This is a genomic window from Paenibacillus sp. FSL H8-0283 (assembly GCF_045040675.1).
GTDB classification, from domain to species: Bacteria; Bacillota; Bacilli; order Paenibacillales; family Paenibacillaceae; genus Paenibacillus; species Paenibacillus amylolyticus.
Map to the genome: position 1 here is coordinate 3,011,384 of NZ_CP150295.1, position 26,313 is coordinate 3,037,696.

General features: G+C 46.7%; 12 protein-coding genes and 1 riboswitch. All 12 genes read left to right on the plus strand.

All coding sequences use genetic code 11. The features are described from left to right. The first annotated feature begins 90 nt into the window (after positions 1-90). Positions 91-1,668, plus strand: coding sequence for a TerB N-terminal domain-containing protein (locus MHI52_RS13720; protein ID WP_405159208.1), 1,578 nt, complete (start codon positions 91-93; stop codon positions 1,666-1,668). 6 nt (positions 1,669-1,674) lie between these two features. Continuing rightward, positions 1,675-3,018 carry an ATP-binding protein gene (locus MHI52_RS13725; protein ID WP_405159209.1) on the plus strand — a complete coding sequence of 448 codons (1,344 nt, stop codon included), beginning with the start codon at positions 1,675-1,677 and terminating at the stop codon, positions 3,016-3,018. Then, the gene (locus tag MHI52_RS13730; RefSeq protein WP_405159210.1) at positions 3,015-5,234 is read left to right on the plus strand and encodes a DEAD/DEAH box helicase; all 2,220 of its coding nucleotides are present in this window, start codon (positions 3,015-3,017) and stop codon (positions 5,232-5,234) included. Before MHI52_RS13725 ends, MHI52_RS13730 begins: the two co-directional genes overlap by 4 nt. A 147-nt stretch (positions 5,235-5,381) precedes the next feature. Further along, positions 5,382-5,492: riboswitch (purine riboswitch) on the plus strand. A gap of 106 nt (positions 5,493-5,598) precedes the next feature. After that, positions 5,599-6,552 (plus strand): DMT family transporter, encoded by a 954-nt coding sequence (locus MHI52_RS13735; RefSeq protein ID WP_017688752.1) that lies wholly within the window; start codon positions 5,599-5,601, stop codon positions 6,550-6,552. A 205-nt stretch (positions 6,553-6,757) separates the two neighbouring features. Then, positions 6,758-7,183: a cupredoxin domain-containing protein gene (locus MHI52_RS13740; RefSeq protein ID WP_017688751.1), complete on the plus strand. Its 426-nt coding sequence runs from the start codon at positions 6,758-6,760 to the stop codon at positions 7,181-7,183. A 96-nt stretch (positions 7,184-7,279) separates the two neighbouring features. Continuing rightward, the gene (locus tag MHI52_RS13745; RefSeq protein ID WP_076249496.1) at positions 7,280-8,302 is read left to right on the plus strand and encodes an SDR family oxidoreductase; all 1,023 of its coding nucleotides are present in this window, start codon (positions 7,280-7,282) and stop codon (positions 8,300-8,302) included. Positions 8,303-8,457: 155 nt separating this feature from the next. Next, complete coding sequence (locus MHI52_RS13750) at positions 8,458-15,960, plus strand: fibronectin type III domain-containing protein (protein ID WP_405159211.1); 7,503 nt, start codon at positions 8,458-8,460, stop codon at positions 15,958-15,960. Between the two features lie 127 nt (positions 15,961-16,087). Further along, positions 16,088-16,798 (plus strand): trehalose operon repressor, encoded by a 711-nt coding sequence (gene treR / locus MHI52_RS13755; protein WP_076249494.1) that lies wholly within the window; start codon positions 16,088-16,090, stop codon positions 16,796-16,798. Between the two features lie 173 nt (positions 16,799-16,971). Beyond that, positions 16,972-20,310, plus strand: a complete 3,339-nt coding sequence (locus tag MHI52_RS13760) for a DUF5107 domain-containing protein (protein WP_127545687.1) — start codon at positions 16,972-16,974, stop codon at positions 20,308-20,310. A 51-nt stretch (positions 20,311-20,361) separates the two neighbouring features. Continuing rightward, positions 20,362-22,701: a beta-galactosidase gene (locus tag MHI52_RS13765; RefSeq protein WP_127545691.1), complete on the plus strand. Its 2,340-nt coding sequence runs from the start codon at positions 20,362-20,364 to the stop codon at positions 22,699-22,701. 417 nt (positions 22,702-23,118) lie between these two features. Then, on the plus strand, positions 23,119-24,051 hold the full coding sequence (locus MHI52_RS13770; protein WP_405159386.1) for a glycoside hydrolase family 5 protein: 933 nt from the start codon (positions 23,119-23,121) through the stop codon (positions 24,049-24,051). 179 nt (positions 24,052-24,230) lie between these two features. Continuing rightward, the gene (locus tag MHI52_RS13775) at positions 24,231-26,300 is read left to right on the plus strand and encodes a bifunctional aldolase/short-chain dehydrogenase (RefSeq protein WP_127545697.1); all 2,070 of its coding nucleotides are present in this window, start codon (positions 24,231-24,233) and stop codon (positions 26,298-26,300) included. Positions 26,301-26,313 lie beyond the last annotated feature (13 nt).

A 26,313-nucleotide genomic window follows, 5' to 3' on the forward strand; every position in this document is an offset into this window, starting at 1 on the left:
CGTCACCGCAGACACAGGACAAGTGATATAATGATCCCTATGGATACACTTGTTCGTATTCTGTCTTGGAGGAGGGTGAGATAACGTTCTATGAAAGACAACTCAAGACAATTGGAATTTATGGAGATAGATCTGAGTGAAGAACCTGAAACAGCAGCGGTTCCGGTTCCCGATCGTTCAACCATTGTGCAGTCTGCACATGATACGATGCAGCATCGTGGAGGGATATTGTCCTCAGAGAAACGTTTTGTAGAGGAAGCAAAGCAGTGGGCAGAGGTGGAGGGGGATGTATCCCCGTGGGTTCCCTTTATGAGTTACTGGCCAACGTATGGCGTGATGAATGAAGCCCAGCGCAAGTGGTATATGTTTTGGAGGAAGGAAGTACGTCAGGGGAGATACCCGGATACCGATCTGTCCTATCTATTTGTTCATATATACGAGTTAATTAACGGCATTGGCTGGCAGAATCCTCAGGATGGTTATGATCAATTAAAGCAGCTATGGGTGAACTACCGTGAACGGCTGCCCCAATTAAATATATATATGCAAGAGTGGATGGTCGATTATGTGCTGGTCCATCAGATGGAGATGTCCTTATCCGAGGTCATGGGCCTTTCGGGCGGATACCTGCCAGCAGAGATGCTGGATAGGGAGCTGCAACGTATTTTACAGGATAATGTATCGGATATATCGCTGAATATGCTCCAAAGATACTATGATTACGATATTACGCTCAGTAAATTCTACAGAGATGGCGGCAAAGAAGTGATGGAGCAGTACATCCCGCGGGTCGTGGCCTTGGTTGATTCGTACCTGGAACGTACGCGACAAGTTGGACTGTTGCCTGAGTGTGATCCTAACGATGAACGCACGATGGAGCGCATTCTGTTTCGCAAAGCAGTCTATGATGATTCGATCTATGGAAGATCGGTATCGTTCAGATATATGCCCATAGGTGAACAGGCTGAATTTGTGCAGATGGTTACGCGGATCTATCGATGTACTGAAAATAAACTTCGTGAACTGCTCGGATTCAGAGGCAGATTGCGAGGACAGACTCTTGAACCCGAACTTGCAAATCTGATTGAGCGATACCTGGACAAAACATACGCGATCGAACAGGCGAAGTCCGTGGAACAACCGATGATTCGGATTGATACAGAGAAATTGGCATCGTTACAGCAGGAAAGTGAGTACGTGCGATTGGCGCTTACAATTGAGGATGATCACCCTTCTGAAGTGAAGGATGAAGAGGTTAATAGCGCAAATGTTACAAGTAATCCATTCGATGTACTGGAAGCAAGGAATGAGATCACTCCAACTGAAGGTTCTATGGAGTCGGAGCCATGCGCAGTAGAGATTGCAACAGGAGCTCAAGTAGAATCGATTAGGTTGCAGTGGGACGAGTCTGCTGAGGCTGATCTTGATGAAGAATGGCTGCTCTTTGCCAAGGAACTCTCCCCTCAACAGGTGCAAACGATTCATGTTCTACTTGGCGCAAGTCCAGATACGGAGCTGATGAGTCTGGCTGAGCAATATGGAACGATGCCTACGCTTCTGCTGGATGAAATTAATGATGTGGCTATGGAAACGATCGGTGATCTTCTGATTGATGGTGATCGGATTGTTCCTGATTATATAGATGTGTTCGAACATGTGAAGAGGTGATACGCAGTGACAGAACTTAAAATACCAAAGCGGCTGACCACCGCGCTTGTAAATTCATTGACAGCTGGTGTTGTCCCACGAATTGGACTGGAGCAGATTGCTGTTGGTCGGAAACCGGAAGTGGAAGCCATCTTGCGGGATATGGATAATATCGCCGAGGGAGGCGCTGCGTTTAAACTCATTACGGGTCGTTACGGCAGCGGTAAAAGCTTTCTTTTGCAAATGATTCGTAACTATGCGATGGATCGTGACTTCGTTGTTGCGGATGCGGATCTGTCACCTGAGCGTCGATTGGTGGGAACCAAAGGGCAGGGACTTGCGACATATCGCGAACTGATGACTCGTCTGTCTACACGCACACGCCCGGATGGGGGAGCGTTGGAGCCGATTTTGCAAAAATGGATCGCAGGGTTGCAACAGTCCACGATGCAGAGTCAGAACTTGCGCCCGGATGATCCCGCTCTGCCGCTGGAAGTAGAGAAGCAGATCTATGCGGTGACGGGGGAGATGCAGAATCTGGTTCACGGCTTTGATTTTGCCAAAGTACTGGCGTCGTACTGGAACGGGTACAAGCTGGCTGATGATGATCGCAAACAGGCGGCGCTTCGCTGGCTTCGAGGAGAATTTGCAACCAAAACGGAAGCGAAAAAAGAACTCGCTGTTGGGGTCATTATTGACGATGATAACTGGTATGACTACTTCAAATTGTGGTCTGAATTCACAGCGCGCATTGGTTACAAAGGATTGTTGTTGTTCATTGATGAAGCGGTGAATCTGTACAAAATTACAAACAGTATCTCCCGTCAAAGCAACTATGAGAAATTGCTGACCATGTTCAATGATACGATGCAGGGCAAGGCGGAGCACCTGGGCATATTTGTAGGTGGTACGCCGCAATTTGTGGAGGATGAACGGCGCGGATTATACAGCTATGAAGCGCTTCGCTCCAGGCTTATTGATGGTCGTTATGCAGCCAAAGCGTATGCGAATTACACAGGTCCGATCCTGAAGCTGGCGATGTTATCGCATGAAGAGATTCTGATTTTACTTCAGAAGCTGCGGCAGATTCATGCCCTACATTTTGGATACAGCGCAAGTCTGACGGATGAACAATTGGTTGATTTTATGCAAACGGCGGTGAACCGGCTGGGTGCGGATGAATTGCTGACCACGCGTGAAGTGGTACGCGACTTTATGGATGTGCTGCATACGTTACACCAGAATCCTGAAGTGACTTATACTCAATTACTTGGCGAGCGGGTTGCCAAACCTCAGGAAACGGGTAAAGGGACAGATGCTTCCGCGAATACAGATGATCTGGACGACTTTCTGGCGGAGTTTGAATTATGAGTGATAATCCGTTCTATCGGCTGGCTCCGTTTGTTCAGGAATTTATATATAAAAAAAGATGGGAATCTCTTCGTCCTGCTCAGATTGAGGCCTGCAATATCTGTTTTCATACCCCGCATCATATGCTGATTGCGGCGGGAACGGCCTCCGGCAAAACGGAGGCGGCTTTTTTTCCTGCATTGACCGAGCTGTATGAACGGCCTTCCAAGTCGGTTGGTATTTTGTACATTGGACCTCTGAAAGCCCTGATTAATGATCAATTCGAACGTCTTAAGGATCTGTTATCCGAAGGAAATATTCCGGTTTGGCATTGGCACGGGGACGTACCTCAGGCGGAGAAAACAAAACTGATGAAAAATCCGTCCGGTGTGCTCCAGATAACGCCAGAATCGCTGGAAGGTCTGCTCATGAATCGACCGAATGCAATCCCGGCGCTGTTTCATGACTTGCGATATGTCATCATCGATGAGGTGCATGCCTTTATGGGAGCAGATCGAGGTATTCAAGTACTCAGCGAACTTGCCAGAATCGAGCGTATGGCTGGCTGTGCACCGCGAAGAGTGGGCTTGTCCGCTACACTTAGTGACTATGATGCGGCTACTTCTTGGCTTGCTGCGGGAACGCAGCAGGGGGTGGATGTGGTCTCTTCCCCGGGCGGTCGCAAGCTGCGACTGCGGGTGGAACATTTCTCTTTTCCAGATGCACAGGATGAGGAACAGGCGGAGCAGCTTCATAACGCACGTAAAGCGTACTACGACTTCATCTATGAGAGCACACATCGTAAAAAAGCGTTGATCTTCACCAACAGCCGAACGGATGCTGAAGTCACCATTCTTGAGATGCGGCGGGTCGCGGCTCGCAGGCAAGAGCGTGATGTGTTCCATGTGCATCATGGAAGTATCTCGGCTATGCTGAGGGAAGAGACGGAAGCTGCCCTACGCACTGGATCGGGGCCTGCGGTTGCTGCGGCAACGGTCACGCTTGAACTGGGCATCGATCTGGGCGAACTGGAACGTGTGGTTCAGCTCGGTGCACCGTATAGTGCGTCCAGCTTTGTACAGCGTCTGGGACGTTCAGGGAGACGAGAGGACATGGCATCGGAGATGCTTTTTGTATGTCCGGAGGAAGAGGATGAGGAAGCGCAATTGCCAGCACGTATGCCGTGGACGTTGATGCGTGCGATTGCTGTTATCGAACTGTATGTAAAAACCAAATGGGTCGAGCCGCTTGAAGCCCGCAAAATGCCCATAGGTGTGCTCTATCATCAGACGATGAGCATGTTGAAAAGTATGGGGGAGGCGGAGCCGAGAGATCTTGCGGAAGCCATCCTTTCGCTGGCTCCATTTGCGTTGATTAGACCTGATCAATATCAGGTATTCCTGAATTACCTCATTGAGACGGATCATCTGCAATGGACAGAGGATCGAACATTGATCATCGGTCTGACAGGTGAGAAAATTGTGAATAATTATCGCTTCTACGCCGTGTTTAAAGACGATGAGGAACATAAAGTACTAAACGGCTCGGAAGAGATTGGTTCGATTACAACCGTGCCCCCACCTGGCTATTGCTTCTCGCTCGCAGGCAAACTGTGGAAAGTGGAAGAGGTCGATCACAAGCACAAGGCTGTGTATGTGAAGTCTGCAAAAGGTAAGGTAGATACGTTATGGCTTGGAGCGGGAGGAGATATTCATACGTCGGTAGTACAGAAAATGCGTGAAGTGTTGTCCGACTCGACCATCTATCCCTACTTGTCACCGCAAGCCGTCAATCGACTTGAACGGGCACGCCGCCTAGCTCGTGAAAGTGGACTGTTGAAGCAAGTCGTGATTCCGGCAGGGGGAGATTCGATGTATGTTCTTCCTTGGGTTGGAAGTAAATCATTCCGTACATTGGAGCGCCTGATGAAGCATAATCTGTCCAAGAAACTTGCCTTGCGTTCAGTTGTACCCATGGAGCCATATTATTTTGTAGTGTCGGGCAAGGTCGATGAACGAACATTGTTAGCCGAGATTATGAGTGAGTGTCGGGCGGCTGAAGACGCATCTGCGTTACTGGCTGAAGATGAAGCACCTTATCTGGGCAAGTATGATGAATTTGTCGCGCCGCCTTTGATCCGTGAGGCTTTTGCCGTAGATGGGCTGGATCTGGATGGATTGAAGGCAGGTTTACAACAAACATTGGAGTGGGACTCCTCAAGCTCCAATCGGACATGATGTTTTTACGTAATCAGAATACTCGAAGTATAGTACAGCGATCGAAGCGACTCGGTGTAATAATTTAGTTCAACTTTTTATACGGAATAGGGTTGACACCATCTCACCTCCCATGTAATATATGAAAAGTCGTCACACACGAATTACATCAAATTGCATATATCATTTCGTATAACCTCGCAGGCCGAAAGTGTACACAGGGCGAGGGTCTCTACGGGAAGCCTATACTTCCTAACTACGATGCCAAGGAATCAATGTATTCCTTGCTCGTAGTTAGGATTTTTTGCATTTAGATGGTGTCTGTGACCTTGGCATGAACCAACATGCGGGCGTATTTTTCTTATCATCAGGAGGTTTATTCACAATGAAATATTATCTGTCCGTTCTCGCGGGAGCGATGAGCTATGGCATATTATCCACGATTGTGGTTCTGGCGTACGGCGAAGGATATAAACTTGGAGAGGTTGTGGGAGCACAGCTGATCACGGGTTTTCTTCTATCCTGGATGCTCGCGCTATACACAAAATTTAGAACAAAACGTAAGTCACAGGCAAATGGCAAAGCATCAGGAGCCGTGGCACAGGTATTCAAGCGGTTGACGTGGAAACAACGTCTGATATTGATGGCTGCTGGAACACCAACGGTAATAACAGGTCTCGTGTATTATCAGTCTTTGCGTTACATTCCGGCTTCACTTGCCATTATCCTGTTGTTCCAGTTCACTTGGATTAGTGTATTGATTCAGGCGATAAGCAAACGTCAACGTCCAGACAAAGTCACATTCCTGACGTTGATCATTCTGTTTGGCGGAACTTTGCTGGCAGCCGGTTTCCTGGAACAGGGACTGGGTGAGTTCAACGGTCTGGGTATTGCACTTGGATTAATGGCAGCCGTAAGTTATTCCCTGTTTGTATTGTTCAGCGGCAAAGCGGTTCCTTCAGCACATCCAGCCTTCCGCAGTGCGTGGATGGTTACAGGCGGATTGATCCTGCTGTGCATTTTGTTCCCACCGACATTCCTCTTTAACGGATTGATCTGGAGCCAGTTGCTTGTATTTGGATTGCTGCTTGGATTCTTCGGGGCATTCATTCCACCAGTACTGTTCGCCATCGGCGTTCCTCATATTGGTGGTGACATGGCCGGAATCCTGGGTGCAGTGGAGCTTCCAATTGCAGTTTTGTTATCCTCAATCGTGCTCCATGAGCATGTCAGCGGATTGCAATGGTTCGGAGTTATTATTGTGCTCATTGGTGTAGCCCTGCCAGAGTTGTATAAATTACGCATGAGACGAAGTCGGAATACACCGATCTATTCCTGAGTTATACAAAAAGGGATATTGCGAAGCATGAACGGGAATACCCGTAGATAAGCCTGAGAAATCAGGCTTTTTCTATTGAAATATTTTTGCTCAATCGCAATAGCCCAGAGGGGTCATTTTCATTGTCATGCGAATCAGGTATGCTTAATGAATACATCCGTCTGTTGATTGAATATTGATGGGACATCGAATGAGGAGTGTTTATATGAAAAGCTGGTTTGGAAAAACATGGCCTTGGTTAACGCTGGGTCTGACCGTTGTTGTACTGCTTGGATCATTTTTGGTTTATTTTATGGGCAAAGACGTATCCCCCGGATCGGGAAGTGCGGTAACAGCACAAGCTGAGACTCCGGAGGATTTGAAGGGATATGAAGTCATTGATGTGGACGTGAGCAACGATGGTTTTGGACCAGACGTTATCGAGGTGAAAGCTGGTGTACCGACCAAAATCAACTTTATTCTGACCCGGTCGGTGACACATGTGAAATCAGTGGGATCACAAAAGCTTGGCATGGATCTATACATGCAAAAGGGACCCAATTATTATACGGTCGACAAAGATCTGCCCAAGGGAGAATATGAGATCCATTGCGGCATGTACATGATATATGCAACGATTAAGGTCGTATAAGCAGAAGGCGCAAGGTTTCGGGTCACCGAGCTTTGCTCCTTTTTTTGGTGCGTGATATCATGGGAATGTGGGTAAAATCGATCAGGAGGTGGCGAAATGAAAGCGCTATTTATTGGAGGGACAGGCACCATCAGTACGGCGATTACGGAGATGCTTGCACAGCAAGGCTGTGAACTGTATTTAATTAATCGTGGCAATCATAACGATGACTTACCTAGTGAGGTCAACGTACTTCAAGCCGATATTAATGACGAGGCACGTGTAGCGGAACTGATAGCTGATCTGGAATTTGATGTTGTGGCGGATTTTATCGCTTTTGTACCGTCTCAATTGGAGCGAGATTACCGTTTGTTCAAGGATAAAACCAAGCAGTTTATATTTATAAGTTCAGCATCAGCGTATCAGACTCCTCTGGCCGATTACCGGATCACGGAAGGCACGCCCTTATCGAATCCATACTGGGAGTATTCTCGCAACAAGATTGCCTGTGAAGACTATCTGATGAAACAATACCGCGAGCATGGGTTTCCTGTGACCATCGTGCGTCCGAGCCATACGTATGGCGACAAATCGGTACCTCTCGGTGTTCATGGTGCTCAAGGCAGCTGGCAGGTTCTCAAGCGTATCCGTGAAGGAAAACCCGTTATCATCCACGGAGATGGCACCTCACTGTGGACCATTACGCACAATACTGATTTTGCCAAAGGGTTTATCGGGCTTATGGGAAATATCCATGCCATTGGTGAATCGGTACATATCACCTCGGATGAATCCGTCACCTGGAATCAGATTCATGAGATTATAGCTGGCGTGTTGGGCGTTAAGCTTCATGCGGTACATGTACCCTCTGAGTTCTTGGCCGCATGCAGTGATCAGGATCTTCGCGGCGGATTGCTGGGTGACAAAGCCAATACCGTTGTCTTTGATAACAGCAAGCTGAAGCGGCTTGTTCCGGAATTTGTAGCAACGACAAGAGCTGATCAGGGCATTCGACGTACGATTGAGCACATTCTGGCGCATCCTGAATTACAGACCGAAGATCCGGAATTTGATGTATGGTGTGACAAGGTCGTTGGCGCACTAGACGAAGCGTTATTAAAGATCAGAGATGAGAAATGAGAAGTAAGGCGTTCATGATCAAGTGTTTACATTCATGCGCTTAATCGTTATAATCAAGAAAAAATGACACTTGTTAGGGGAGGCACCCCAACTTAGGACATCGTTCCTTTGTTGGGGTGCCTCCTTTTTTTGTGTGCCAAAAAGGAGAGTAGACGTTGAAGAAATCAGGAAAACGTGTGAAGAAACAAGCGGAACAATTAACCAAAGTGGTACTGGCATTTGCGTTATTATCACCTCAAGCCCTGTTGCTTGAATGGGGCGCAACGACGGTAATGGCTGAAACGGTTGAAACCATCGGGATTGTATCCGATACGTCCAGCATGAAGGCTGTACAGTCCTCCAAGGTGAAAGTGGAGATGAACAGTGATGGTAAATACAGAATTGTATTACTACCAAACACAAATGTATTTTACGGTGGTTATACAGGGAATGTATCCACCATTATCGACCATAATGGATCACCCGTGAACTTCAAAACATTGCCGCTTAATTATTACCGAATTAACAATAATGTGATTGAAATGTCCCGGCAAAAGGACAATGTCGAATATATTTTGCGTGTATCTATCGTTAATGCTACCTCACAAGGTGGATACATGAAGGTTGAACTGGAAGCCATCAACCGCAGTGGATCGGCACTGAATTTGGGTGGAACATTTTATTGGGATACGATGGTGAATGGCAATGATGCATCTCCGTTTGAAGTCATCGAGAATGGATGGCGCAATTACAGCGGCGGCGTTCAGGTCACGGCTTTTTATGCGAATACGTACAATGTTGTGAATGCAGATCGCATATACATGGGACAGTACAGCGGTCCGGACAATGCGCAGCTAACAGGGGGTTCTTCACCTTCGTCATTCACTACAGGGCAGACCGTTACGGCGAGTGATACAGCTGCGCAATTCTGGTGGAATGCCAAAGCAACAGCGAATCAGGCTTCACGCAAATTTTCAACGATCGTGGGAATCGGCCCTCAGAACGTTCCGCCTTCATTTACACTAACGGCTCCTTCTTCGGGGCAAACGTATTACAAAGGCGAGCAACTTCAGATCTCTGGTACAACGCGAGATACGGATGTAGGAGACCTGTTGACCGTGAAATGGTCCATTGATGGTGGGTCTGAGAACATTTTGACCCAGATGACCGCGACGGGTTCAAATCAGTCTTTCAACACTAACTACACATTGCCTGACACCCTGCCAGATGGTACACACACATTGCAAGTATGGGTCATGGATGACAAAGGTGGAGTATCCTCGGCAGGAACCGTTAACTTTACAGTAAGAAGTTTTGTTGTGCCCGGAACACCGACATACACATTGGTTAATTCTAATAACTTGACGGTCAACTGGGATAAGAAGGCCAATGACGCCTCTGTTACATATGAGCTGAAGAATATGACCACGAATCAGATCGTGGATACAGGTGCGTCAAACAGTCGGCAGGTGACAGGGCTCACTCCGAATACCAGTTATTCTTTTGCTGTACGTGCCAAAAATTCAAGTGGTTCCTTCACGGGGTACTCCAGTCCATCCACCAAATATACATTGGCGAATCCACCCGCTGCTGCGGCTGTGACACAATCAGGCAACTCTGTTACAGCGAGTTGGAATAATAATAGCAATCCTGCGGGCACTCATTACAAAACGGAAATACGCAGTCCAGGTGGGCAAGTCCTCGCAACGGGAACAACAACGTCCACACGTACAGAATTCGCCCTGACCGGACTCGCGGATGGAAAATATGAAGTATTTGTGGCGGCACTGAATGGAGAAGGGATACAGACCCCATTTATATCCGCTGGAGAGATGATTAAAGATACAACGGGTCCAACTGCACCTGCTGTTACAGTTACTCCATCCTCATGGACCAAGGAAGATGTTCTCGTCACGGTTGAAGAAGGAAAGGATGCTTTGAGCGGAACTCAGAAGACTGAAGTTAAAGTCGGTCCGGCAGGAGAATGGCGTGAATATAGCGATCCGTTTACCGTAAACAGTGAAGGCAACACAACTGTTATGGCACGCAGTATTGATGCGTTTGGTAATACAGGACAGGAAACGGCTGTGACAGCCAGAGTAGATCGGACGGCACCAACGCCACCTGTCATCTCGCTGAATCCGCCCGATTGGACAAAAGCGGCGGTAATCGTGACATTAACGGAGGGTACGGACGAAGCAAGTGGCATTGGTCTGACACAATATAAGCTGGGAAGTGAGGGAGAATGGATCGACTTTAAGGCTCCTCTTACACTAAGTGAAGAAGGGATAAGTGAGATTTACGCACGAAGTGTTGATCGGGCCGCCAATGTCAGTGCTTCCACTTCGGCAACAGCCAGAATCGACAAGACTGGGCCTGAGCAACCAACGATTACGTTAAATGAAGAGAATTGGACGAATCAGGATGTAACTTTTGCAATAAACAGTGGTGATGATGCGGGCAGTGGGCTTGCCAAGAGCCAATATCGACTTAACAAAGAAGGTCCCTGGATCGATTACACGGGCGAAGTGACGGTTACCGATGAGGGAGAAACGATCGTATATGCACGTTCACTTGACCGTGTAGGGAATATAAGCACGTCCGCTCAGGCTACAGTTCGAATTGACAAGACAGCTCCAACCGAGCCGGTGATTAGTTTAAGTCCTTCTGGATGGAGTAAAGAGCATGTGCAATTCACCATAGCTGGAAGTGTGGATGAACAAGCGATTTCCTATGAATACAGCATGAACGATGCTCCTTATATTGCAGGCAATACGGGTACAGTAAGCACAAACGGCGCTACCACCATTCGGGCTAGAGCAAGGGATACTGTTGGCAATGTAAGCAAGGAAGTGAGTCGAATCGCCTATGTGGATCAGATGGCTCCAACGATTACATTTGCACCGAACGGAGATAGCTGGACGGACATGGATATATCCACTACCATTCAGTATGCCGACGCCCACTCAGGCATTCAAGAACTGGAACAATTCTATCAAGTTACGAACAGTGCAGAATCACCGGAGCATTGGCTTGAAGCCCGCTCTGACCAGCATAAAATATCCATCGAATCGGAAGGTATATGGTACATCCATGCGAAAACCATGGACAGAGCAGGGAATACATATGAGACAACATCATCACCTTACCTTATTCAACGCAAGCCCCAGCAACCGACTCATGTGAAAACGACACAGATCGCTGAGACTTCAGCTGAACTTACAGTGGATTTGCCAACTGGGGAAAGGTATACCGATGGATATCAGTATGAGATAACGAACAAAACTACAGGGCAGTCATGGACACTCGATTATCCTAACCACAGTATAATCGATCACTCCCTAAGTGGTGGTCAGGTCTATGAATATGAAGTTAGAGTGAGAAACCATACCGGAGTAAGTGATGCAGTAAGCGTTCAAGTATTAACTACCCCGGCAGCCCCCGGGACGTTGCACGTTCGAAAAGTAGATTCACAGCCCAATTTGGCCGAAATTCATTTTGATTCAGTACGAGGAGCAGATGCTTACCGCATCATTGCTGCAACTGCGGACGGTGTCACCGTGTTTGACCAGACGGTATCTGATCCGAGTAGCCTTCCCTATGTCAGCAACCTCGTTCCAGGTACCATTCATAACATTTCGGTAACGGCAATGAATGAAAGTGGAGCAGGTGGTAGCAGTAGAACCGGATTCCTCACACTGCCGGCAATGCCCGGAGAATTTATGGCCGTTCAAATTCAGGAGCATGATATTTCATTAGAATGGCAGACAGTGACTTCTGCAACGTATTATGGTCTTTCACGTGATGGAGCAGCCATATATGAAGGAGAGCAGACGGAGTATCTGGACTCGGGTCTGGATAACGGAACGGAGTACAGCTATACGTTAATTGCCGGAAATGAGACAGGAACAGGACCGTTGGCAGGATTACCTTTGCTCAAGACTTTACCTGGGCAAGTGTCCGGCTTACAGGTATCCGATGCTTCCACAGCGAGCCTTCGTCTGAATTGGGAAGCAGTACGAGGAGCCGATCGTTATGAGTTATGGTTGAATGGAGAGATGTCGGGAACGGTTTCTGCCGGAACCCAAGAATGGGTCTATGCGGGACTGAGTTCAGGAACATCTTATCAACTGGATGTACAAGCAGTGAACGGAAGTGGTCAGGGGATGCGCAGTTCGGTATCAGGAACAACGTTACCAGAAAGCCCGTCGGGACTTTACGTTGTTCAAGTAACTGAACAGGGAGCAATCTTGAGCTGGGAGCCTGTAGCTGGGGCAACGAAATATCGGGTGGTCATCGATGGACAGAACCATGAGATGTCAGATACACAACTCGCAGTTCACCACCTGTCAAGCAGTCATGAGTATACCTATGAAGTACAGGCGGGCAATGCTGCCGGGTACGGTGTATCTACCAGTAGTACAATTCTTACGCTACCTAGCAGGCCGGAAGGACTTAATGTCACATCGACTGGTGAGACAAGTATGGGACTTGCATGGCAAGCTGTAGATACGGCGAATCTCTATATTGTGAAAATCAATGGAACAGAAATGGGCAGAACATCAGAACTGGCCTACATGCTTGAGGGATTGTTGCCAGGTACAGAGTACGCTTTGGAAGTTCAGGCTGTGAATGCTTCTGGATCAGGTGAAACAGCTCAGCTCATCCGATTGTCCAAACCTGTGTCGCCTGCCGAAGTACTTGTTGATTCAGGAGTACATCATGCAAAAGTTTCCTGGACTGTCGTGGAAGGTGCCGCTGAATACGTGATTGAGCAGAATGGTAAGGAGATCTATAGAGGAATGGAGAATGAAGCAACGATTACAGGACTCAAGGATGGAACGTGGCATCGCTATCAACTATGGGCGGTCAACAGACAGGGAACTCGTTCTGAAGCGACGGATGTATCTCTGCTGACTTTGCCTGAGAAACCCGTTAAGATTGCGGTATATGATGTGGCAAAAAACAGCCTTGGTCTGGATTTCAGTAACACAGGTGTCCAAGGGGCCGATCATTATGTCATTGAACGGGATGGAAGAGAGATCACTCAGATGGATTCAAGTGAAACCCAATTTGTAGACAAGGATCTGTTGCCAGGAACGAAATACACTTATGTGATTCGGGCAGTCAATGCGAGTGGAACGAGTGCACCGCTTACTTTGGGTATAATGACTCAAACGTTGCCATTGGTTGCAGAAAGTATCACAGTGAAAGCTGGAACACATATGGTGGATCTGGCTTGGGATGTTGTTAAGGGAGCGGCTGCATATGAAATTCGTAATCAGGTAACGGGAGATGTACAAAGCGTGTCTGAACCGTCTGTACATCTCAATAGCATGCTGGATGGCACAGCATATGAATTCGAACTTGTTGCGATTAATGAAGATGGTCATCGGTCAGAGCCTATTCAGATTCAGGTTTTAACGAAACCCATAGCACCTCAGACGGCAGGCATAACACACATCACAGATCAGACTGCGGTATTGGACCTGACTGGAAGCTCAACACGGGGAGCAGAGCAATTCATCATTATGCGGGATGGTGTTGAAGTCGCTAAGGTTCCAGCAGATCAAGCTTCATTTGAAGATGATGGACTGACACCAGGCGAGCATTACACGTATACCATCAAAACATCCAATGCAACGGGAGAGAGTGATTCCGGTTTCGAAGTTCACTTGCGAACGTTGCCTGCGACCATTCATGAACCTTTACATGCAAGCAAGATTGGGGAAAAAGAGGGATTGACCTCTTGGCCAAAGGTACAAGGTGCGGAGGGATATACCATACGTATCGGAGATCAGATGTTCACCACGATTGAAGAAGGTGATATCACAGAGGTGAAATTAACTCATCTGGAGAGTGCAACCCGATATGATCAGGTACAGATTATTCCTTATAATACGGCTGGTTCAGGAAGCCCAATGACCGTGGCTCCTTTTTACACCTTGCCTCATGTTGATTCACTGGAAATGAAGATATATCCGGAGACAGATCACGCCAAACTGGAATGGGACTTCCCTTATGGGAACGAAACTTTCGTTATGTTACTGGATGGTACAGAAGTATACCGAGGCAAAACAAAAGAGTTTATTGTTGATCAACTGGATGCAGGCAAACAGTACTCGATTGAAATCTACACAGAGAATGATCAGGGAGATGCATCGGAGAAGCTGGCGTATTCCGTTCTGACCAAACCAGTAGCTCCTGTCAAAGTAGAGTTTAACTCAGCGAAAGATCACATTCGTCTTCTATTGGAACAGAGCCGGGTCGAAGGTGCCGAGCAGTTTATCATTGAGCGTGATGGTGTAGAGATTGCTCGTGTTCCTGCAGACGAACTGTTCTATGACGACAAGGAACTCGAACCGGGCGTGAACTATATCTATACAGTGAAGGCCATGAATGCCTCCGGCAGTAGTGATGGTGGTTATTACCTTCATGCAATGACTTTGCCCGGTAGTGCTGCTTCATCTCCTGTAGTAGAGGGGCGTTCCATGTATGGTGCAGACATTGTATGGGAACTGATTCCTGGTGCTGGGGGTTATCGAGTTTATCGAAACGAAGAGCTTGTGGGAACAACAACGGAGACATCCATACATGTGTCTGAATTAAACAGTGCCGAGCGTTATACTGACATTGCAATCGTTCCATTTAATGAGGCAGGTGAGGGTGAGGCGCTCCAGGTTCCGGAATTCGAGACGTTGCCTTCCGAGGATCTGACAGTTGCAGCCGTAGCGCAAGGCACAAGTGCGATTCAGCTAACTTGGGAACTGGATTCAATGAATGAAGTGATTGTGATCACCCATAAAGATCGTGAGATCTACCGTGGCACGCAGCGCAGTCATGTATGGACAGGACTGAATGCCGAGCAGCATTATGAGGTGGAAGTATGGACGGAGAATTCAGCAGGTGAAAAAAGTGAAAGAAAACGGGCAGCAGCCATGACTTTTCCGTATCCACCATCCTCCTGGAGCGGTGGCGGTGCAACCCCGAGTCCAAACGGTACATCGGAACAAGCCGATGAGGTGAGTTCACAACCAGAACCGTCTGAGCAGCCTGATGTACCTGTGAAAAAAATTATCAAATTTATTGATATCAGCCAAACATTCAATAAAGATCAGATCACCTGGCTGGCGGAACAAAATATCATTCAAGGTGTAAGTGAAACTCGTTTCGAGCCACGCCGTCCGATCACCCGTGCGGAGTTCACTGCATTAATCCTGCGTCTGATGGGTGTGGACACAACAGTTAATGAACAACATGGATTTCAGGATGTGAACGATGAGGATTGGTTTGCTCCTGAGATTAAGGCAGCCGTTCATCATGAGATGGTTCAAGGCATGGGGAACGGCAAATTCGCTCCACATGCGCTGGTGACACGGGAACAGGCATCCAAGATTATAGCAAATGTTGTTCGTAAAATCAGACCGGAACCGCTGACTTCCCCAAGAGCGTTTACCGACCAGACTGATGTATCTGATTGGGCCAAAGAAGAAGTGCAGGAACTTGCAGGTTTGTACATGATTACCGGATATGAAGACGGCAGCTTCCGTCCCATGCAGCACTTAAGCAGATCCGAAGCTGCCGCGCTGATCTTCCGTTTAAATAAGCTGATTCAAGTTATGGATGCGAACCGTACAGATCAAGTGGAGAAAGCGTCAGCGTTTGATCGTCATATCTAGATTGAATTGATTCTTACATGTGATACTGCAATCATCGGCAGTAACGACATTACCGCTTGATTGGTTTTTAATGCTATAATGGTTGCCAATATGATAAAAAAAGGGTAATGAACAATGGTGATGAATAATGAATAATAAATTTATCCGGATATATGAAGATATTGCAGATCGTATTCGGACCGGAGAGATTGAGGCAGGGACGTTACTTCAATCGGAACTGGATCTATCGGAAAGTTATCAAACGTCTCGAGAGACTATTCGCAAAGCATTGAAAATGTTGTATGAAGAAGGTTATATTCAGAAGATTCAAGGCAAGGGCTCGATTGTACTAGATATACGCAAGATCGATTTTCCCATCTCAGGTCTGGTTAGCTTCAAGGAATTGGCCAAAAAAATGGGACATCGTGCTCAAACGTATGTGAAGGTTTTCGAGGAGCAACAGGTGGATCAGGCGTTGCACAAAAAAATTAACTTTGGCCTGAATGAACAGGTCTGGGAGATCAGACGTGTGCGCAAAGTGGATGGAGAGCATGTCATACTGGACAAAGATTATATTAGCCAGCGGCTTGTTCCTGGGCTCAGCAAAGAGATCTGTAATGATTCCATCTATCAGTACATTGAGCAAGAGCTGGGGCTTTCGATTTCGTTTGCCAAAAAAGAGATTTTGGTGGAAGAACCCACCGCAGAGGACAGGGAACTACTTGACCTTGAAGGTTTCCACAATGTAGTTGTGGTGAGGAGCCAGGTGTACCTGGAGGATGCCAGTCAATTTCAGTATACGGAGTCGAGGCACAGACCGGACAAGTTCAGATTTGTGGATTTTGCACGTCGCAGATAAGTTAATCAAGATCGATTAGAGAGTACCTTTCACTGCTTTATTGAGTGGATAGGTGCTCTCTTTGGTTATGGGGGAATCCGAAGATCGTCCATCAAGAACCGCTTAATGTCAATGTTCTTCCTGCATGTCGGAGCGTATGATCACAATATATACGAGGCCGAGGAGTGAGGGAATTGAATCACGTGACAGCGAAATCAAATGTTCGCATATGGGAAGAAACCAGAGATATTCCAACCTATGGTACAGGTAAACCGGACAAAAATCCGATGTTTCTTGAAAAGAGAATCTACCAGGGGAGTTCGGGTAAGGTGTACCCGCATCCCGTGATCGACAGCATTGAAGATGAGGCCAAAATGAAGTCGTATCGATTAGTTATTCTCGAAAATGAATATGTACGTATCGAGATGATGCCCGAACTGGGTGGACGGATCTATCGTGCGCTGGATCGGACCAACAACTACGATTTTGTATATTATAACCGGGTGATTAAACCTGCGCTCGTGGGTCTGGCAGGGCCATGGATTTCCGGAGGAATTGAATTCAACTGGCCACAGCATCATCGGCCCAACACGTTTGGTCCAGTCGATTATACATTTGGCAGTAATCAAGATGGGAGCGCTACCGTGTGGGTGGGTGAGATTGACCGCATGTATGGTACCAAAATGACCGCTGGCTTCACATTACATCCCGGCAAAGCCTATCTTGAAATCCATGCCGAGGTATACAATCGCACCAGCGCACCTCAAACTTTTCTATGGTGGGCCAACCCGGCTGTAGCTGTCAACGATCATACGCAATCCGTGTTTCCACCTGATGTAACGGCTGTGCTGGACCATGGAAAACGGGACGTATCCCGCTTTCCCATCGCAACCGGCACCTATTACAAGATGGACTATTCCGAAGGTGTGGATATCTCGCGATACAAAAACATACCGGTTCCAACATCCTATATGGCGTATAAGTCGGATTATAATTTTGTAGGGGGTTATGACCATGGGATTCAGGCAGGTTTGTTGCATGTAGCCAATCATCATATTTCTCCGGGCAAGAAGCAATGGACCTGGGGGAACGGGGAATTCGGGCAAGCCTGGGATCGTCAGTTAACGGACGAGGATGGACCTTATATTGAATTAATGACCGGGATCTATACCGATAATCAACCTGATTTTACGTGGTTACAGCCCTATGAAGCGAAATCATTCTCGCAGTATTTTATGCCGTATAAAGGAATTGGTATGGTCAAAAATGCAACGATTGATGCAGCGGTTAATCTGGAAATGGACGAAACGACCGGAATGGTAACCGTAATGGTATATGCGACGTCGGTTTTTGAACAAGTGACCGTTGAAGCGATAGGTCCAACCACGGTATATCTCCATGAGAGATGTAATATCTCACCTACGGAACTATATAAATCTTCATTCCCGTGGAGCGGACAAGATGAATGGCATCAGTTGAAGTTAAGTGTTCGAACTGCGGAAGGAAAAGTACTTGTAGCCTATCAACCTGAACGTTCTGAGATTCAGGAAGTGCCCGATCCGGCCACACCACTTCCGCTACCATCCGAGATTCGTACGAATGAACAACTATATCTGGCTGGTCTTCATTTGGAGCAATATCGGCATGCCACGTATGAACCGGAACCTTATTATGTGGAAGGTTTGAAGCGTGATGCAACGGATATTCGTCTAAACATAGCGTATGGCACATTGCTGCTGCGTAGAGGGCTGTTTCATGATGCAGAGAAGCATTTCAGACAGGCAGTACAATCGCTGACATGGAAAAACACGAATCCATATGATAGTGAAGCTTTTTACCAACTCGGTCTAAGTTTGAAATTACAGGGGAAACAGGAAGAAGCCTACGCAGCACTGTATAAAGCCGTATGGTCTGCACAGTATCAGGATACAGGTTATTACATGCTTGCTCAGATCGATACGGGGCAACATCGGTACATCGAAGCTTTGGATCACATCGAACGTTCGCTGATTCGTAACACCAGAAATTATAAGGCTCGCCATCTGAAGGTGGCTCTGTTACGTAGATTGGGTCAAAATAAACAGGCCATTCAATATGCGCGTGAGACATTGGAACTGGACCCGGTTGAATTTGGAGCTGCACATGAATTAGTCCTGATCTACAGCGGAGCAACTGCACCTTCAGAGAGAGAACAAGCGGGGCGAACACGTGAGCATTTCCATCGTCTGATGCGAGGAGACGTTTATAATTATCTGAATCTAGCCGCAGACTACGCGGATTGTGGATTGTGGGAAGAAGCACTGACGGTACTCTCTTATGTTGAATCCGAAATTGCACAGCCGTATCCTATGGTTGGTTATGTTCAGGCTTACTTGTATCGTCAGCTGGGGGATGTGGAGCAGGCCCGAGAATGTAAAAAGCAGGGAAAAGCTGCTCCAACGGATTATTGTTTTCCTAATACGTTATTTGAATTCATGGTGCTTCAGGATGCATTGGCAGTGGATTCGAATGATGCGCGTGCTCACTATTACCTGGGAAATTGGTTATATGATCATAAACGCTACGAGGAAGCAATTACCCATTGGGAAACTTCACGCGAGGTGGATGCTGCATATTCGACTGTACATCGGAATCTGGGACTGGCTTATTATAACAAGCTGAATCGCCCCGATCTTGCACTGGCATCATTAGAGGAAGCTTTCCGGTTGGATTCACAGGATGCCCGAATCTTCTACGAGTTGGATCAATTGCACAAGAAGATAGGGTATTCCTGCGAGAATCGAGTCAAATTGCTGGAACAACATATGGAGTTGGTTCACCACCGTGATGATCTGTATATCGAGTGGGTGACTTTACTGAATATGCAAGGTAGTCATCAAGAAGCATGGAATGCCCTTCAGACCCGGCGGTTTCATCCATGGGAGGGTGGAGAAGGCAAGGTAACAGGACAATATGTTACGGCACTGACAGAACTGGCGAAGCGAAAACTGGAGAAACAACAACCTGAACTAGCAATGGAATTGTTGAAGAAGGCTTTGGTTTACCCGGAGAACTTAGGTGAAGGTAAATTGGAGGGAGCCAGAGACAACCCAGTTTACTTTTATCTTGGCTGTGCCTACCAGCAACTGAAGAGTAATCAGGCGGCAGAGGAAAGTTTCCACAAAGCATCCATCGGTTTGAATGAACCGGCAAGCGCGATGTTTTATAATGATCAACCGCCGGAATCCATATATTATCAGGGTCTGGCCTGGCAGAAACTTGGCAATGTGAAGGAAGCAAACCGACGCTTTAACAAACTCATAGACTATGCGGAAAGACATATGCATGATCACATCCGAATGGATTATTTTGCGGTATCTCTGCCCGATTTTCTAGTGTTTGACGACGATCTCAATCAGCGAAATGAAGAACATTGCAGGTATATGCGGGCATTGGGTCTTCTGGGGCTGGGGCGGACAAGTGAAGCCAAACTTGAGTTGGAGCGGATATTGGAGAAAAACCCGAATCATCAAGGGGCAATCATCCATCGATAATTGATAATCGTTTCAACACATCCCATTTATATCGAAGGAGTTATATAATCCATGAATGATACTATAGCAGGTAGCCAGATTCGTTTCATATTGGATGCGGAAGATAAAGAGATTCGTGCGGGTCGCATGACTGGCAGTGGCGGCAAAAGCCCACGAGGGGAATCGTATGATTTTACAAACTATTATATGACTCGTAATGCTAAACCCCATATTCCTGTGGTAGGTGAGTTTCATTACTCCAGATTCGCTTACTTGCAGTGGGAAGAAGAATTACTGAAGATGAAGGCAGGCGGGGTGAGCATTATCGCTTCCTATGTTTTCTGGAATTTTCACGAGGAGCAGGAAGGCGAATTTAATTGGTCAGGAAATCTGAATTTGCGGCACTTTGTGGATCTGTGTGGCAAACATGAGTTGCCTCTGATCGTACGAATTGGTCCATTCTGTCATGGGGAAGTGCGTAATGGTGGAATGCCGGATTGGTTATTCAGTTATCCATTTGAAGTCAGGTCGAACGATGAAGGATATCTGTATTACGCTAAGCGATTATATCGGGAGATTGCCCGTCAGCTCAACGGCTGCTTTTATCAGGAGGGTGGCCCTGTTATCGGGGTACAGTTGGAAAATGAGTATATGCACGCTGGCGCACCCATGGATGCCTGGGGATATACCCGCGAAAAATACATTTCCTCCGGCCGGGACGGGCGAGAACATCTGAAGATGCTTCGCCATATTGCCGAAGAAGTCGGTATGAAGCCGATGTTCTATACTGCCACGGCCTGGGGCAATGCTGCGGTGCCGGAAGAAGGAACATTGCCTATGCTAGCGGGGTATGCGTACACACCATGGATTCCCAATCAGCCTCCAAGCCGGGAGTATTTATTCCGGGATCTGCATATGAATCCTGTGGAAGAAGTGGATTATGACAGTCTGGAGTACCCTGCTGCGTATTGCGAGCTTGGTGGAGGCATGCAGGTCAGTTATCACGCTCGGCCGGTTGTTGATGCGGACAGTGTCGAGGCGATGACCATTGTGAAGCTGGCGAATGGCAGTAATCTAGTCGGATATTATATGTATCACGGGGGGACCAATCCGATAGGCAAAAATTCATATATGAACGAGCAGGCATTGCCGAAAATGACGTATGATTACCAATCGCCACTCGGGGAATTTGGGCGTGTTGGTGAATCGTATGACCGCATTCGTACCTTGTCCATGTTCCTGGAAGGATACGGTGAGTTACTTGCACCAATGGGCTGTGTTGTACCGGATGGTCAACATGCGATAACACCGGAGAACACGATGGATATGCGTTGGTCTGTTCGCCAACAAGATGGCTCGGGATTCCTGTTCATGAATAATTATCAGGATCATGTGGCGATGCCTGATCGTGATATACAATTGGAGCTGCATACCAGCAAAGGGACTGTTTTATATCCAAGAGAAGGAACGATGCAACTGAAATCCGGCATGGCAGCCATTCTGCCTTTCCATATGAATCTGAGTGGAATGAAGATCATTAGTGCTACCGTTCAGCCACTGACCCGATTTATGGTAAATCAGGAGCTTACGGCTGTCTTTTATGCCCATGAAGGCATGGCGCCTGAGTATGTTGTTGATGCATCATCTGTTACAAATGTGGAGATGCCCGAAGGTACAATATCAGAGCAGGGGAATGAAGTTGTGATACATCCGATTGCCGGCAAGGACCATCATCTGGGGATTACAACATCGGACGGTATAGCCATACGTATCATTACATTAACCCGTGAAGAGGCATTACATGCCTACCGTTTCCGTGTGGGCGGAGAAGAAAGGCTTGTAATTAGCAGCAGTCATCTGTATGTACAGAATGAGATGCTCCTATGTACATCTGTGGAGCAACCAGAGATGGAGGTATCCTTTTATCCGGCTCCAGAGCATGTTTCAGCTTCGAAATATGCTGTGTCATCCCAGTCGAAGCAGGGAATATTCGGTACGTATACATTCCAAGTTTCTCCTTACGAGCCTGCTGTAGAGGTTGATTATCCGAAAGAGTATGCAGCAACACTGAGATTGGACACAGCGTGGCCGGAACAAGTAGATGACGTGTGGATTGAGATTGATTATGAAGGAGACGTTGCAACAGCACATATTCATCATCAGATGTTAACGGATCATATTCACTATGGACACAGCTGGATGCTTGGTTTGAAGCAATCCCGTCATTTGTTGGCTGATCACGCGCTTCGTCTGTCTATAACCCCAATTCGAAAAGGGACGACTGAGAGTTATGTGAATCAGGCTTATGTGGAGCGGTTTGAGGGCGTGGAGATTGGAAAGTTTAATGAAATTCGGGTGAGACCACAGTATCGGGTTGGTTTGGTATTGGCGGGAGTTAGAGAAGACGCTTAGTCTAAATCAGGAGTTAAACAAAATAACAGATAAACAAGATTTAAACAAGAGTTAACTTTAGTTAATAATACAGAGGGTTCTTTCTCCGAACGATTGTGAGGGGAAAGAGCCTTTTTTGCTGTGTTATTTAAAAACAAAATGATTCCTAATCATGGAAAAAAGATCTTGACTGGTAAGCGTTTTCAATTTATTATAACTTCATAACCTTAACGATAAAGTTTATTTAAACTAAATAACGTAACTTAGATAAAGTTAATTATTATTTATTTAATAATAAAAAAACTTCTATTACCAACGATTTTAGTTAACTTCTTGCCTAGAGCAGGGTTAATTGAAATAAAAAAAACAAATACAGGAGGTTCCAAACGAATGGTTAATCTGAAAAAGTGTACAATCTTCACGGTTATTGCTACACTCATGTTCATGGTATTAGGGAGTGCAGCACCCAAAGCATCTGCTGCTACAGGATTTTATGTAAGCGGTAACAAGTTATACGATTCCACAGGCAAGGCTTTTGTCATGAGAGGTGTTAATCACGGACATTCCTGGTTCAAAAATGATTTGAATACCGCTATCCCTGCAATCGCCAAAACAGGTGCCAATACGGTACGCATTGTTCTTTCGAATGGTAGCCTGTACACCAAAGATGATCTGAACGCTGTTAAAAATATTATTAATGTGGTTAACCAAAATAAAATGATAGCTGTACTCGAGGTGCATGACGCCACAGGGAAAGATGACTATAATTCGTTGGATGCGGCAGTGAACTACTGGATTAGCATTAAGGAAGCTTTGATTGGCAAAGAAGATCGGGTCATCGTCAATATCGCCAATGAATGGTATGGAACGTGGAATGGAAGTGCGTGGGCTGATGGTTACAAAAAAGCCATTCCGAAACTCCGAAATGCGGGAATTAAAAATACGCTAATTGTGGATGCAGCCGGATGGGGACAGTTCCCTCAATCCATCGTGGATTATGGACAAAGTGTATTTGCAACCGATTCTCAGAAAAATACGGTCTTCTCCATTCATATGTATGAGTATGCTGGCAAAGATGCTGCAACCGTCAAAGCCAATATGGAAAATGTGCTGAACAAAGGATTGGCTCTGATCATTGGTGAGTTCGGGGGATACCACACAAACGGTGATGTGGACGAGTATGCCATCATGAGATATAGTCAGGAAAAAGGGGTGGGCTGGCTGGCCTGGTCCTGGTATGGAAACAGTTCTGGTCTGAACTACCTGGACATGGCTACAGGTCCGAACGGAAGTTTGACGAGCTTCGGCAACACCGTAGTGAATGATACCTATGGAATTAAAAAAACTTCTCAAAAAGCGGGGATTTTCTAATCCGCCGTTGAAACAGGAACACTCTGACGGTTACGTCAGGGTGTTTTTTTAATAAAATAGTTCAATCTATAATGACTTTTGAATATTTCCGTTTGGTTTTAAAATATTTTGTTTTCAAAATAAAACAAAGATGTTAAACTCGGATTAGGAATAAAACAAACATTATCGGAGGGAAACAAATGGTACAGAGTTTATGGAATGCATCGCAGGCATCTGAGAAAACAACAGGACTTGAGCAGTTGGTTTACCGATCCAATCTGATTGGAACTGATCGCAGTGTATGTAACATCTACGGTGGCAATACATCTACCAAAACGACAGTGAAGGATTTTCGTGGTCGTGATGTAGAAGTAATGTATGTGAAGGGAAGCGGCTCTGATCTGGGTTCCATGGAAGCGAAACATTTTACCGGACTTGGGCTCGAAGACATTCGACCATTAATTGAACGTGAATCCATGTCGGATGAAGAGATGGTTGAATATCTGGGACATTGCATGATTGATGCCAAGCACCCACGTGCATCTATCGAGACTCTGCTGCATGCATTCCTTCCATATAAACATGTTGATCATACGCACCCGGATGCCATTATCAGCTTGTGCTGTGCACATAACGGCAAGGAATTGGCGAGAGAGATCTACGGTGATCGTTTTGTATGGGTACCTTATGTACGTCCAGGGTTTACGTTATCTAAGATGATTGCTGAAAGCGTATTCTCGAATCCCAATGCCGAACTCGTACTGATGGAAAAACACGGACTTGTGACGTGGGGAGAAACATCCGAGGAATGTTACGCTCAAACGATCAAGATCATCAATGAAGCAGAAGCTTTCATCGAAGCACAAGTGAACGAAGAAAGTTTGTTTGGTGGTGTGAAACACCCTGCACTCGCCGCTGATGTTCGTCGTCAGATCGTATCACGTGTGATGCCAACAATTCGTGGAGCGGTGTCGGATAGCAAAAAAATGATTTTGTCCTTTGACGATCAAGAGGACGTACTTGCTTTTGTGGGCGGAGCAGATTCACCAGAATTGTCACAGGTGGGTGCAGCTTGCCCGGATCATCTGGTACATACCAAAGTGGTACCTCTGTTCATCGATTGGACACCGAATGCGGAAGATATTGAAGGTTTAAAAGCCAAGTTGGTAGAAGGTGTGGCTGCCTACAAAGAGCAGTATCAACAGTATTTTGAGAGCAACAAAAACGAAGGTGATGTCATGTTCGAAGCGGCACCACGCGTTATCCTCATTCCAGGTGTGGGCATGATCAACACAGGCAAGAGCTGGGCGTTTTCCCAAGTAAGCGGAGCGTTGTATCACAGAGCGATTGCCGTTATGCGTGGGGCTACTAGCTTGGGCCAATTCGTATCACTTAGTGCAAACGAGTCTTACAATGTGGAGTACTGGCCGCTGGAATTGTACAAATTGTCCCTGGCTCCAGCAGAAACCGAATTCTCCCGTAAAGTGGCGTTTATTACAGGCGGCGCAGGTGGTATCGGAAGTGAAACAGCACGCAGATTGGTATCTGAAGGCGCACATGTGGTGCTTGCTGATCTCAACCTGGAGGGCGCACAGAAAGTAGCACAGGAAATTAATGATCAGTACGGTGCGAATCGTGCTTATGCGCTGAAAATGGACGTAACCGATGAGGAAGCCGTTCAATCTGCTTATGCAGATGTTGCTGTGCAATATGGCGGAGTGGATATCATCGTGAACAATGCCGGATTGGCGACATCCAGCCCATTTGACGAAACGTCCCTGAAAGAATGGAACCTGAATATGAATGTTCTGGGTACAGGGTATTTCCTCGTGGCTCGTGAAGCGTTCAAGCTGATGAAACAGCAGGGTATTGGGGGAAGCATGGTATTTATCGGGTCCAAGAACTCGGTGTATGCAGGTAAGAGTGCTTCTGCTTACAGTTCAGCGAAAGCGCTGGAAGCGCATCTGGCACGTTGTATTGCAGCAGAAGGTGGAGAGTATGGCATTCGTGTCAACACGATTCTTCCAGATGCCATTCTACAGGGTTCAGCGATCTGGAACGGTTCCTGGAGAAACGAACGTGCAGCGGCATATGGAATTGAACCGGATCAATTGGAAGAGTATTATCGCAAACGGACGACATTGCTCGTGAATATCTATCCAAGAGATATTGCGGAAGGAATCGCATTCTTTGCTTCTTCGAAATCCGAAAAAACAACCGGTTGTATGATGACCATTGATGGCGGAGTACCGGCAGCATTTACACGTTAAAATAGGGGGTTCT